This window comes from Acinetobacter sp. S40 (genome assembly GCF_016624705.1).
In the GTDB taxonomy this organism is placed as follows: Bacteria; Pseudomonadota; Gammaproteobacteria; order Pseudomonadales; family Moraxellaceae; genus Acinetobacter.
In genome coordinates, this window is sequence record NZ_JACVTU010000002.1 from 436,068 (window position 1) to 449,800 (window position 13,733).

10 protein-coding genes are annotated in these 13,733 nt (G+C 38.5%); 3 read left to right on the forward strand and 7 right to left on the reverse strand.

The features are described 5' to 3' along the window. Positions 1 to 86 precede the first annotated feature (86 nt). Positions 87 to 1,106 carry a FecR family protein gene (locus IAE19_RS04645; RefSeq protein ID WP_200459759.1) on the reverse strand — a complete coding sequence of 340 codons (1,020 nt, stop codon included), beginning with the start codon at positions 1,104 to 1,106 and terminating at the stop codon, positions 87 to 89. Beyond that, a complete protein-coding gene (locus IAE19_RS04650; protein ID WP_200459760.1) occupies positions 1,107 to 1,628 on the reverse strand; it encodes a sigma-70 family RNA polymerase sigma factor in 522 nt (173 codons plus the stop codon). A gap of 301 nt (positions 1,629 to 1,929) precedes the next feature. Here IAE19_RS04650 and IAE19_RS04655 point away from each other — a divergent pair, with 301 nt between their 5' ends. Both IAE19_RS04655 and IAE19_RS04660 read left to right on the forward strand, forming a co-directional pair. Next, positions 1,930 to 2,628 (forward strand): DUF1826 domain-containing protein, encoded by a 699-nt coding sequence (locus tag IAE19_RS04655; RefSeq protein WP_200459761.1) that lies wholly within the window; start codon positions 1,930 to 1,932, stop codon positions 2,626 to 2,628. A gap of 291 nt (positions 2,629 to 2,919) precedes the next feature. Next, complete coding sequence (locus IAE19_RS04660) at positions 2,920 to 3,891, forward strand: putative oxygenase MesX (RefSeq protein ID WP_200459762.1); 972 nt, start codon at positions 2,920 to 2,922, stop codon at positions 3,889 to 3,891. Between the two features lie 181 nt (positions 3,892 to 4,072). On the opposite strand, the gene IAE19_RS04665 is transcribed toward IAE19_RS04660, so the two are convergent. The 3 genes from IAE19_RS04665 to IAE19_RS04680 form a co-directional block, all read right to left on the reverse strand. Continuing rightward, positions 4,073 to 5,266: an LLM class flavin-dependent oxidoreductase gene (locus IAE19_RS04665; RefSeq protein ID WP_200459763.1), complete on the reverse strand. Its 1,194-nt coding sequence runs from the start codon at positions 5,264 to 5,266 to the stop codon at positions 4,073 to 4,075. Between the two features lie 17 nt (positions 5,267 to 5,283). Further along, positions 5,284 to 7,617, reverse strand: coding sequence for a TonB-dependent receptor (locus tag IAE19_RS04670; RefSeq protein ID WP_227612189.1), 2,334 nt, complete (start codon positions 7,615 to 7,617; stop codon positions 5,284 to 5,286). A gap of 248 nt (positions 7,618 to 7,865) precedes the next feature. Further along, positions 7,866 to 10,478, reverse strand: a complete 2,613-nt coding sequence (locus tag IAE19_RS04680; RefSeq protein WP_200459764.1) for a TonB-dependent receptor — start codon at positions 10,476 to 10,478, stop codon at positions 7,866 to 7,868. 285 nt (positions 10,479 to 10,763) lie between these two features. Here IAE19_RS04680 and IAE19_RS04685 point away from each other — a divergent pair, with 285 nt between their 5' ends. Beyond that, positions 10,764 to 12,347 carry an ABC transporter substrate-binding protein gene (locus IAE19_RS04685; protein WP_200459765.1) on the forward strand — a complete coding sequence of 528 codons (1,584 nt, stop codon included), beginning with the start codon at positions 10,764 to 10,766 and terminating at the stop codon, positions 12,345 to 12,347. Between the two features lie 243 nt (positions 12,348 to 12,590). Here the strand turns inward: IAE19_RS04685 and IAE19_RS04690 are convergent, their stop codons facing one another. After that, complete coding sequence (locus tag IAE19_RS04690; RefSeq protein WP_200459766.1) at positions 12,591 to 12,995, reverse strand: ExbD/TolR family protein; 405 nt, start codon at positions 12,993 to 12,995, stop codon at positions 12,591 to 12,593. Next, a complete protein-coding gene (locus IAE19_RS04695) occupies positions 12,995 to 13,732 on the reverse strand; it encodes a MotA/TolQ/ExbB proton channel family protein (protein ID WP_200459767.1) in 738 nt (245 codons plus the stop codon). The genes IAE19_RS04690 and IAE19_RS04695 overlap by 1 nt, the downstream gene beginning before the upstream one ends. Between the last annotated feature and the right edge of the window lies 1 nt (position 13,733).

The following is a 13,733-nucleotide window of genomic DNA, read 5'->3' on the forward strand; positions in this document are numbered from 1 at the left end:
AAAATGATCCATATTTATTGCTTCTACTTACTATGACGAATGCCTCGAAAAAAAGTGGAACCTAAAATTTTAAAAAAATTATTTTTTTATTGCTTTAGAGAAACAATGATTACATAAGGAGTGATCTGTTTAATTTTCAAATTTGGAAAAACCGTGACTAAAAGCTTAAGTGATTCTTGTGTTTGGTCTAAAGGTAATACGGCATTTACTCGTACTTGTTGTAGATCTAGGTCATTAAAAATAATCTTGCCTTTATAGTTCTTATCCAACTCGTGTAACACTTGATTAAGCGGGAGATTTTCCACCATTAATTGATGCTTTTTCCATTTTTGCTGCTCGTTATAAATATTCAATTCAGGACGTTTTTGTATTCCATTTTTATCTATTTTTACGGCCTGTCCCGCATGCACAATAGCTTGATAAATTGATTGCTGTTGGGCATGTTTAACTTGTGTCGCTGCTACTTTTACACGGGAATGCAACATTTTTAATTCAGTTGCCGCAGGGTCATAATTTACACTGAATGCTGTGCCTAATGCCTGAATTTTTCCATGTGTAGTTGTTACCAGAAACGGTCGGTTTTTATCTTTAGCAACATCGACATAGATTTGTCCTTGTACCAATTCCACCACTCTTTGATTATTGCTAAACTTCAGATTAACTGCACTTTTACCCCGTAAGATTAGATGCGAACCATCTGGTAAGCTTTGCTCTGTCCACTGCCCCGATCGTCCTTTCACATCAGCAGTTATATAGGCCACTGTGGTATCAGTTAAATAAAATAAAACCCCGCTTATGCTCACAAATACAACTGCAAAAGCAGTTCCAGCACGTAAATATTTATAGGCTTTACTTGATTCCAAACCTGCCTTAAGTGCAACTTTGGCTACTTTTTTATGGCCTGTATTTTGAGATATTTTTTGAACAGTTCCTATACATTGCTCGATATCCGTAGCAACTTGGTGGTGCTGCTCACTGGTTTTTTTCCAGACCTCAAATTTTAACTTAGCCTGTTTTCGACAGCGTTCATCATCAGAACTCAATTGAACAATCCAATTCGCGGCTTCTTCAACAAGCTTTTGATGACTATTTTTATTTATTGACATTTAAATACAGGCATCCATATCTCGACGGATTTGATAGCATTGAATTAAGCAGCTCGCCAAATATTTTTGAATCATTTTAGTGGAGACATTTAAACGTGCAGCAATTTCTTTATGGGTAAAACCTTCCATATAGTGCAAAATAAAGGCTTGTTGTGCTTTTACAGATACAGTTTCAAGAGCTTTACAAAGTTGATTAATTGCCTGAATAATCTGCATTTTATCTTCAGGCGAGGCCACCTCTTCAAATATATATTCCATTTGGCTCAAGCCTTCTAAATAGGCTTGTTCTATGCGTTTACGACGCACTTGATCAATGAGTAAATTTTTAGCAATCGAAGTTAGATAAGCACGAGGTTCTTTAATACCAAATAACTCGTCTCGTGTTTGGAGTAGTTTAATAAATGTATCTTGAACCAGATCTGAGGCCTGATCAGCATTTCCTATTTTTTGTCTCAACCATTGGTGAAGCCAAGTTTGGTGAGTTCTATATAACTGATCTACAAGTAAAGAAGTTTTGTTCACAATAATGGGACTCAAAACAATAAACACACAAATGATAATAATTATCATTTAAATAAGTCAAGCACTAATTAAAGTAAATCTTAATAAATTACCATGAACCTAAAATTCTTGTGATTTACGATATAAACTTCTAACTGATCTAAGTCGAATTCACATTTTGGCGCCATACTCGATCATTATCCTTGCGTATTGGATAGAACCTCAATCGAATCAAATAAACGTACTGCAAAATTGAAATACAATATATGTATAACACCAAGCATGTATTATCATGCTGACTTCATGATTTTTTCATTCTTGTATGAACAACACATTTCCCCATAATCACCATTATAGACATGTTTCGAGTTTTTCTGAGCTAGTAAACACTCGCTTTCAAGGAAATACGAATGCCATTTGCTGGCATAGAGATTTGGTGGGGGATTTTAAAGAAATTGTGGCTAAACTCCGATTAAAAGAAAATATTACTGAAGTTTCTATTGAAGATCTTGCAGTACTAAAACTCTCAGAAAAAGGCAATCTGGCGAGAGAAATTATTCTCCAGGATATTCAGCTACTAACTGATTTTGGAGCATCGCCTTCTCTTAATCTACTTAAAAGCTATGAACGAGATGAAGAGCTAGATTTCATTTCAACAGATGTCTATTCATATCATGTTGATCGCTCACCCATCGAAACAGATACGTTTTTATGCACCTATCATGGCCCTGCAAGCGATATTCTCCCGCATCATCAGGTTGATCAAAAGATTTTAATTCCAGAGATTAGAGAAAAACTCAAAAAGCTACATGTTGGTACAGAAGATGAATTTGAAATATTTCTGAAAGACCATTTCTTTGATCTGCACTATCAGCCTAAACCTAATTCAACACCAGTGAATTTAGGCTCAGGACATCTTTGGCGGCTCGCCGTAGATCATCCCACACAACAGGTCTTAGCTTGTGTTCACAGAGCGCCTGTTGAAAGGGATAATGAGTATCGACTACTTTTAATCTGTTAAATATTACTGCGATATTTAAGAAGCAAGATGGGTATTCCATTTTGAAGATGTTGTCAATTTCAGACAATAGTCGTGTTTATACTTAGCTTGATAATTTTATAAATCTTATTTTCTGCGCATTTTTGAGACTTTTAAAAATATACCTTTATTCATCCTAATCAAATTTTCAAACATGAATTTCACTCATCTTTTGGTGAAAGAAAATCGTTTTTATTCATGTAGTGATTCGGATATAAATTAAACCCATAAAGAAATTAAGGTTTATCTCAAAAATTTGGGGAGCAAATGACAATGAATAAAACATTTACCTGTTCAATTAAATGCATTCGTTTTGATGAAAACTATCAACCTGCAGATAGCACACGCCTGACGACTAATTTTGCTAATTTAGCGCGTGGTGAACGTCGCAAACAGAATCTACTGAATACACTTCAAATGATTAATAATCGTTTTAATGCATTAGCAGATTTTGATAATCCTCAAAGGGATCGTTATTCGCTTGAAATTGATATTATTTCAGTAAATTTAGATGTTGAGGATAATGGCAAAGCTTTCCCAGCCATTGAAATGCTTAAAAGTACGATTACTGATCATCACACCAATCAGCTTATTGATGGCATGATTGGCAACAGTTTTTCATCTTATGTGCGGGACTATGATTTTAGTGTGCTGCTTAAAGCATGTAATAAAAATAACTCTACATCCTATGCGCCAGAAGGTTTTGGTGATTTGCACGGCAAACTTTATCAATATTTAGTGAACTCAGATGCATTTAAATCTCAGTTCAATAAACAGCCTGTTATTTGTTTGAGTGTTTCTACGACAAAAACGTATCAGCGCACAGCCAACCAACATACTGTTTTAGGTGTTGAATATAGACAAAATGAATATTCACGTACCGATGAATATTTTCACAAAATGGGATTACAGGTACGTTATTTTATGCCAAAAGGCAGCGTAGCACCGCTCGCCTTCTATTTTTCGGGGGATTTATTGCGTGATTATACTGATCTTGAACTGATGAGTGCGATTAGCATAATGGAAACGTTTCAGAAGATTTATCGTCCCGAAATTTATAATGCCAATTCAACAGCGGCTCAAGTGTATCAGGCCAGCCTAGAATATCCTGATTACTCATTAACGCAAATTGTCTATGATCGTGTGGAACGTGGACAGTTGGCAGTTAAGCAAGGCAAATGGACTGAAGAAAATTTTATTAAACCCTACAAAGATATTCTTGAGCAATGGGTCGCGATCCATTGACAAGCACCCGCATGAAACCTTTTGAGGAATAGAAAATTGCTGTAATGTTGAACGCCATGAGTATGAATTCTGTGTCACCATAATAACAATGTGCAGCAGCGACATACTGTTAGATACAAGGATTGTGAAAATAACCCAAAGCTTTCAGGCAAAGCCTTGGGTTAAAATTTTAAATACGATTTTATGCAATTCGATATTTTGACTCTTCTGGAAGACGCTGTAAGGCCTGACGTTGATTTTTAAAGTAAGGCAAAACATGTTCTCCCAATCGATACGCTTCTTCCAAGTGCGGATAACCTGCCAAGAAGAACAAATCGATCCCAATACTGTTATATTCTTGGATCCGTTCAATAATCTGCTGATAGCTACCAACCAATGCTACGCCTGGTGGAATGCCAATATAGCCAAAACCAGACCAAACATTGGGGTGGATAAAGAAGTCATGCACATTTTTACTTCCCGCTTTATCTGTATATTCTTTTTCAAAACTTAATACACGTGCAGATCGTAATCCTGCATGGGCAGCAGATGCATGTAAACGCTGTTTTTCAGCAGCTTCATCCAAATAACGTTGTGCCTCGGCCAAAGCCTCTTGTTCGGTACGGCGGGCAATCGTGTCAATGGATAAACCAAATTTGATCTTGTCACGACCATATTTCGCAGCACGTTGACGGACATCATTAATCAGTGCTGCAATTTCGCTTGGCTTTTCAGCACGCATTAAATAATAATCCGCATGCTTTGCACCGAATTCTCTGGCAGCTTCTGAAGAGCCTGCGGTACAAATAATGGGTAACTCAGCTTTATTGAGCGGATATTTTAATCCACCGCCCTCGGCAGAATAATATTTACCTTGATAATGAAATGATTCGTTGTACCAATACCCTTTTACCACATCCAGAAATTCAGTCGCGCGGATATAACGATCATCATGAGGTGTAACATCTCCAACCTGACGCTGAATCACCTCAGATCCACCATTAATAATATTCCATACAAGACGATTACCTGTTGCACGTTGATAGGTGGCCGCACTTTGCACTGCATTATATGGACTAAAGTGATAAGGCTGAAATGCCGTCACAAAATTCAGCCGTTTGGTTTCTCTGGCCAATAGCGAGCAAACTGTCCAAGGTTCTTCACCTGTAGGTGCATTGACCATCAAAGCACCTGCAAAACCATTAATTTCTGCTGCACGTGCCACTTGCCCCAAATAATCAATATAAGTGAAATCATCACCCACTTGGTAATTGGATACAGCTCCTGTATTTTCCACACCAGACACACGCGTCCAATCACCACGATTGCGTGGATCGCCTGCTAGAAATTCAGCTTCGCCATGCAAAGGTAAACGCGTAAAAAATTCAATTCCCATGAGGTTCTCCGTATCACTTAGAATTTAGCTGTAAGAGAAACACCAACCTGACGCGGGTTTCCATATGTTAAAACGTATTGTCCTACTGGACCATTTGGACGACCATGTACTTGATATTCTTCATTGAGTAAATTCTTCACATATGCATTAACTTGATATTTGTCATTTGCGCTGTGATAACCAACATTGGCGTTCCACAAGGTATAAGACTTTTGACTTAAGATCGGATCAACGGAATAGTCTTGGCGATTGACCAGAAAAAACTCACGATCACGATAACTTGCATCAGTACCCACGATCACACGTGCGCCATTATTCAGGTTAAACGTATATTCACCGCCAACGCCAAGGGTATATTTAGGTGAACGAACTAAACTATTCCCGGTATTGTCAGCATTAACGACATTCGTCACAGGATTTTTGTCGATAAAGTCAGTATATTCGCTATCTAAATAAGCCCCCGCGAAACGTAAACGTAGATTTTCCGTCGCTAAATAATCAAGCTCTAGTTCAGCACCTTTCACTTCCGCTTTTGGTCCATTGGCTAAAACTGAAGTAACGCCTCCCCCTTGGCCCTCTGTTGCAACCAATAAATTGGTTTGAATATCTTTATAGTCATAATAGAAAATATTGGCATTTGCGACTAAATCCCCACCCAATAAAGCAGATTTCAAACCGAGTTCGTAACTGTTTAAATATTCAGGGTTAACATCCGCAAGTTGAGTTAGGCTGCTGGACAAACCTGTATTAAAACCACCTGAACGGAATCCACGTGCAAATCTGAAATAACTATTCAAATCAGGCGTAATCTCATATTCAGGGGTAATATCATAGGTCAGTTCATTCCAAGTTTTTTTACGGCTCGTTGAACCATTAGCATTTGGAGTTGGATTATAGACCGCATTGGTATAGCCCTCTTTTTTCCACCAGCTCCCTTTGGTATAGTCGCCCGTTGTAATTTGAGTAAGATCTAAATCGATATCTTTTTCTTCGCTTGTCCAGCGCAGACCACCTGTCACTTTAAATTTATCTGTGAATTTAAAAGTACTATTTCCAAATACAGCAAAACTTTGCGTGGCTTGATTATAAGTAATATCTCTAAATGCTGGGGTAGATGCTGTTTGTGACGCAGCGCCATTAGGCAATGTTTTATTTACACGCGCACTGACGCCCGTAGAATCTAAATCTTCGTTAAAATAGTGGAAACCTGCAATCCAGCTTAGGCGTTTATCTGCATCAGATGAGATCCGAAACTCTTGGCTGTACTGACGCCATTCGTTGTCGCTATAGCTTCGCGCAACATCATAAGGTGTATAGTCACCATCTGAAATCGACTTTTGTGTGGTCTTATCAAAAGCAGTGATAGAGGTAAACGTATGCCCACCGCCCAGATCACCAGTTAACGTTAATGATGCTCCATCATGCTGAATTTTATTACTTTCATCCAAATCTAAATTGGTGTCACGACCATCAGGTCGCTCATAGATTCCCCAGTATTTCCCAACACTTAAGGAACCATTACTTCCTAAACCGTTGTAGGTTTGGCTATGCAAATTGACCAATGCATTCCATTGATCATTGACTTTACCTAAAATCTGGAAGCGAAACGATTTTTTATCAACATTTCCATAGTCCTCTCCATTGGCCAGATTCTTTGCATAACCATCACGATCTTCAGAATAAAAAGCGCCCCGTACTGCAATATTATCTGAGATTTTACCATTTGCCGCACCCTCAAAGGTACGCAGGTTATAATCACCTACACCAATCGTTGCATAGCCATTTGGTTTTTCTGAAAAGGTCGGTTTTTTGGAAATATAATTAACTGCGCCCGCTGTGGTATTTTTTCCATAGAGTGTTCCCTGAGGACCACGTAATACTTCAATACGTTCTAGATCAAATAAATCCCCTGCACCTGCAACAGGCGCATTCAAGTAAACACCATCAGCATAAATACCAACCGGAAATACAGTCGATGCCGCAACATCCCCCGTTCCTAAACCACGAATATACCAGCGTGGGCGACTATCGCCATCAGGATTCTCTGCAGCAGCATTTGGCGTATACGTCAGCACATCGCCAATAAATGTCGAACCTTTTGCAGCCAAATCTTTGCCTGAAACTGCGGTAATCGCAGTGGGAACTTTTTGAATATTTTGCGCTCGATATTGTGCTGTTACGATCACATCATTTAATTTTTTGACGTCTTTTGCATGAACGACTTGAGCCTGTTGCTCTGTAGTAATGTCTGTATCAACATCTTCATTTGCCAAAACCAGTGTCGAAACACTCGCTGTTACCCCCCACATAGCAGTTAAAATACTCTGCCTAATTTTTGTTACCTTAAACATGGTGACTCCATTTAAATAAATCTATTCTTCTATTGGCAACTTCTATGCCATTTAATTTATTTAAATATTTTCAATTACTTATAAAATAAAAATGAAATTTATTATTAAATTTTGCTGATAGATAAACATTTTCACCCAACTTATTGCTGTTATTCCAACATTGTTGATTTGATCTTTATATCTCAGAGAAAAATGAATAAAAAAAGCCATACAAAGGTATGGCCTATAATCATCAAAAAAACTATTGCTTAAAATTTATAGCTAAACTGTCCCTGTACTGTGAGTGGACGCATCGGTTGTAAAAACTCACTATTTGCTCCCGCTAAACCATTCACGAAATTGCGTTCATTGGTCAAATTGAGAATATTTAGGCCTACTGTCCATTGCGGTTGGCGATAATATAGCCCCAAATCTAAATTATAATTATTTGGAACTTTGACCGTCTGGCTTAAATTGGTATACCAATCACTGGTCCACCAGCCTGACAGATTCACACCAAAACCAGATTGATGTTGGTAATCTATATAAGCACTTGCAGAATACTTCGGAATTCCAGCCGCATCATAACGTCCCGCTTTACGCTGATTTAAAGCATTACTATCTCCCCAAACCGTAGCATTGTCTGCATGAAATCCAAAGGGTGAAAAGCCAGCAGGAATAATTGAACTATATTCAGCGTCTAAATAAGTTAAATTCCCACCGATCGCAATATTTTTCTGCAACTGCCAACGTAATGAAGATTCAATTCCTTTAATTTCAAAACGTGCCATATTGCCATTGGTATCAGGCGATAAATCACGTTTTTGCTCAAATCCACTGAGTGTTAAAAACAATTGATCTTTGATTGGTTCATATTTAAAGCCCAATTCTTTTAGTTCGCTTTGGCTATCAAACGCTAGAGGATTGAGTAGATTACCTGCCCCCCAGATCAAAAATGGTCCAAAAACTCCCGTATTTAATGCCGTGCTTTTATCATAGGTAAAGTATAAGGTCGTCTTTTCTGTCGGCTTCACAAATGCACTGGCTTGATAACTCAACAAACTATATTCATTACTATCTGAACGAAGATCAGCGGGTACCAGCACCAATGGATTTTCAAGCTTGGCTTTGATAGAACTATGATTAATCCCAAGATTAACCCCAAAAACATCATTAAATGTGAAATTTTGCTGAGTAAATACACTAAATGTATCCCAAAAGCCTGTTCCCGTATAAACAGCTCCACCGCCATTAGGAGGAAAGCCCCCCTTTTCCGCATATAAACCATCACCGATAGGATACATTGCGGGTAGGTTTAAATATCCAAAATATTGAGAATATTGAGGAACGCCTGCTTGTCCAATCCAGCCTCCAGTCGAAGAACTATTATTTACCAAGCCTAATAGATCCCCCGGATTTTTTTGCGAAGGATCGTTGGTCAAATCATAGGGATTAATATTAAAACTATTATTTGCCGCTAAGGACGTGAATTTTTCATGACGATACGCTCCCCCAGTGCTGCTTTTATTATTGACATTAATGCCAAATAACTCAAAGTCATAATCAGCCAAAAACTCAAACCGGTTATCAAACAGTTCATGCTCCAGATCAGTAAAGAAACTCCCAACCGAATCACCTAAATCTTTGCTGTTTTGATAAAGCGCACTATTGGAAATAGACCAATGATCATTTAAATCTTTGACCAGTTTTAATTGGGTACTGAATCGCTTGGCACTATTTTTATCTTCGCTTCGACCTGAGACATTATCATCCAATTTAACTAGTTCATTTCCTGGAATAGATGGATCATAGACCCAACCCTTAATGCTTCCTGCCTGATCAGCCGTCGAATTGGGTAAGGGTGTTGTTTGCACCGGGCCGACCGCAATATATTGATTCTTGTCATTCTTCTGTCGAGTTTGCCAACCAATAACTTTGGAATTTGCTGCTCCAGACTCAAATACTGGCGACCAGAAAGTTGAGCCATTTTGAATAATTGGAGTGGCTCTCCCTTTGTAATATAAACCATTGTCAACCGATTGTTGGGTAGCTCTGTTCCAGCCATGCGTGACATTAAAATCGTAATAATCATCATAACTGATGTTCCAGTCAACACGTAAGCTGTCATCTGGTCGCCAAGCCAAGGCCCCATAAAATGCATTAAAGTTATTTTTCACATTGTCATAATAATCATCAGTTTTTTGAGCTGTGGCACTGACACGAAATGCGAGTTCTTTAGAAATGGGCGCAGTATGATCAATGCTGACAGAAAAATTAGGTTCCGCACCTTTGCCTTCATAGATGGAACCCACTGAACCAGCAATCGTTGTTTCTGCTTTATTAAAGTTTGGCTTTTTAGTGAGGTAATTAATATATCCACCTGAACCTGAAGTCGGGGCGAAAATTACGCCCGTTGGTCCTGCCACAATATCAGCTGCTTCATAAGCATTTAAATTGGTCGGATGACGGGTACTGTAAATCCTTTGGCTATCTTGAAATACTTCTGAGTTTTGTCCTCGAATTTGTGGCGCGAAATTGGCATTTTGCCCTCCACCTCGAGTAATACTTGGCGCATATTTTACTAAATCATCGGCACTACGAATTACATCTTCGCGAAACTGCTGTTCTGTAACTTGTGAGACTACACGTGGTGTATCCAATACTGAACTATCCGTTCCATAAATAGAGGTCACTCTACGATTTGGAACAACAGTTTGTGTTTTATTTGCTCCAGTCACCACGACATCTTCTAAAGTAATGACATCATTTTCAGCATCATTCGTTTTTTGGGGTGTATCTTCAGCAAAAACATAGAGGGGAAAAGCCACCCCAAATATGCCAAGCGCAATGACTAAAGGTTTTAATTGAAAAGGCTGTTTCATATCAGACTCAGTAAAGTAAATTTACAAGGCGTTACGCAAAGCTTATGCCAATCATTTATTTACATAAAAATCATAGGTAATGCCTTGATTTAGTTATTTTTTATTTTTAATTATTTATTTATCACTTTTAAGAAGATTTATTTTTTCAACAGATTTGTTGGAATAAAGACAGTACTAAAAAATATAAATAATATAACCCAATGATAAATATTAAAAAATTATAAAAAAAACTTGGCATTTATTCTGCAAGACCAATACAGACGATTATCAAACACGGTGTTTTTAATGAAAAATCAATCATTTCTGTTATCACGACGAAAGTTTTTAGCACAAAGCCTTACCGCGATAGGAGGTGTTTCGTTAATCGGTGGTTTATCTGGCTGTGGCCAATCTCCCCAAACCTCTGCTGAATCACAAAATTCTTCTTCGGTAACCCCTAAACATGGTGGAACTATTCGGCTAGGTCTGATTGGTGGACAACAGTCAGGTAGTTTAGATCCCCATCTATCTACCTCTAGTGCAGGAATTACCCGAGGTTTTGCCATTTATAATAAGCTCTGGGAATGGGACGAAAATATGCTTCCACGCCTTGCCTTGGCTGAGTTTGCTGAACCCAACCATAATGCCAGTGAATGGACAATTCGACTGCGTAAAGGTTTAGAGTTTCATCATGGCAAAACCATCACTGCAGATGATGTGATTTTTTCAATAAAACGTTTAACTGATCTGAAACTTGCTTCGCCGTTTCGCAATTTAGTGCAATGGATTGACCGAGACCGTATTCAAAAACTGGATGAATATACCGTTCGTATTCCTTTTATCAACTCGATTTCAGGTTTCGTTGCCCTGCCAGAAACATGGGTGAATTTTGGCGGAATTGTACCCACCGATTTTGATCCAATCCATAATCCAGTAGGTGCAGGTCCTTATAAAGTCAAACAATTTGTACCCGGTCAGCGCTCGGTTTTCACTCGTTTTGAAAACTATTTCAAAACTGGTCAACCTTATGCAGACAGTTTTGAAGTGATTGATTTTAAGGATCAAGTCTCTCGTTTAAATGCATTATTAGCAGGGCAAATTGATGTCGCCAATGCAATTTCTCCTGAATATATAAAAATTCTGGAGCAAGCGAAACATATTCAAACTATTCGCTCCCAGACAAATACTCATAATAGTTTTGACTTTAATACCCAACAAGCTCCTTTTAATGATCCCAGAGTGCGTCAGGCATTTCGTTTAATTGCCAATCGTGAGGAACTCGTACAGCGTGGATTGAATGGTCAGGGACGTATCGCCAATGATCTCTATTCACCACAAGACCCCGCTTTTTTAAACGTACCGCAGCGTCAGCAAAATATTACTGAGGCAAAGAATTTATTGGCGCAAGCAGGTTTTAAAGAAGGTTTAAATGTTGAACTAATTACTTCAGTTGGAAGTGCTCAGCCGGCACTGATCTTTGCTGAACAGGCTAAACTTGCTAATGTCACTATACGCGTAAAGCAAGTAGATGTTGCCACATTTAATGGACCTGATCGAACTAAATGGCAGTTGTCGAGTAATGCCACCAATGTCGGTACGCCTTATTTATCCACCGCGGTTGTCAACGATGCACCGATTTCAACAACCCATAAAATCAATTTTAAAGATCCTGAATATAGTGAGCTGTTTTACAAAGCACTTGCCGAACCAGATTTAGCAAAACGAAAAATCCATTTAGCTCAAGCCCAGAAAATTCAACACGAACGTGGCGGAATGCTGATCTGGGGATTTAGCCACACCATTGATGCAGCAGCAAAAGATATTGGAGGGTTAGCACCTGAACATACCATTTTTCCAACATGGCGTTTTGAGAAATTATGGAAAGCCTAATCTAAGACAAACATGGTTCACGTCTATAGTGAACCATATTGATTTATTTAGAGGGTGCTGGCCAACGCACCCTTATTTTTAATACTATTATTTTTAATATTTTAACCGAATTATGATGTTGAGATGTTTTGTGGAATCTCAATGCTTCTGTATATTTTCCCTCTACACAAAACCATCACTGAATACGTTTAAACAAATTATAAAAAAAGCTGCCGTAGCAGCTATTTGGATGTTTCTCAAATATTATTTGGGTACTGTTATCACAGAGAGTTTATCGACGCCCACCCTTTCAATACCTGCTAATAATTTTGCTACAGTTCCATAAGGTATAGTCTCATCAGCGTTCAAGTTCAAGGCTAACTTCGGATTACTATCTTTACGTGATTGAATCTCCTGCTCGAAATTGGCAAGCGTCACTTTATCTTTATCAAGAAATATTTCACCCTGCGGATTGACACTAATCACTACTGCTTTGTTCTGGTCAGTTGACTGTGTCGGTGCAGCTTTCGGCAAATTCACTTTCACGGTATTGGTCAGTAAAGGCGCTGTAACAATAAACACGATAAGTAAAACCAACATCACATCCACCAAAGGCGTAATGTTAATATCACTGACGACATCATCGTCTTGAGAGGTAGAAATTGCCATTATGCAAATACTCCTTTCTCTTTCACTTCTTTTGTTGAAACGTCATTCACGACTGTATGGCCTGTCGTATTTTTAGTTTTAGTGGTGGATAACTGAAAGCCAGCTTTTTGATTTAAGCTCACAAAATCCGTAGCAAAGTCATCCAAGTCTGCACCAATGGTTTTGACTTTACGTACAAAGTAGTTATAAGCAAGCACCGCAGGTACAGCAACGGCAATACCAATCCCAGTTGCAATCAATGCTTCACCAATCGGTCCAGCGACAACATCCATACTTGCATTACCAGAATGTGCAATCGCTTGTAATGCATGGATAATCCCAAAAACTGTTCCGAATAAACCAATGAACGGCGCATTATTACCAATAGAAGCCAATAATGCTGAACCTTTCTCCAATTGGCGACGTTCAGTTAAAATTTGTTTGCGTAAATGGCGTTCCAATAAATCTTGTCGGCTCCAGCTATTTTGCAAATCATGATGTGTCTTTTCATCTGCTTCAATCAGCGTTTTAAAACCGGTATTTGCAATACGTGCTGCTGGTCCTTCACCCGCTTCCGATTTGGCCACAGCATCAGATAAATTTTTTGCTTTCCAAAACTCTTCCACAAAAATCTTACTTTGTTTACTTGCCCGTTGTGTTTGTATCACCTTAATAACAATCAATACCCAGGTCACAATTGAAAAAGCAACCAATAACCATATTGTCCCGTCATGGATCAATGAATTAATGTCAGTCATG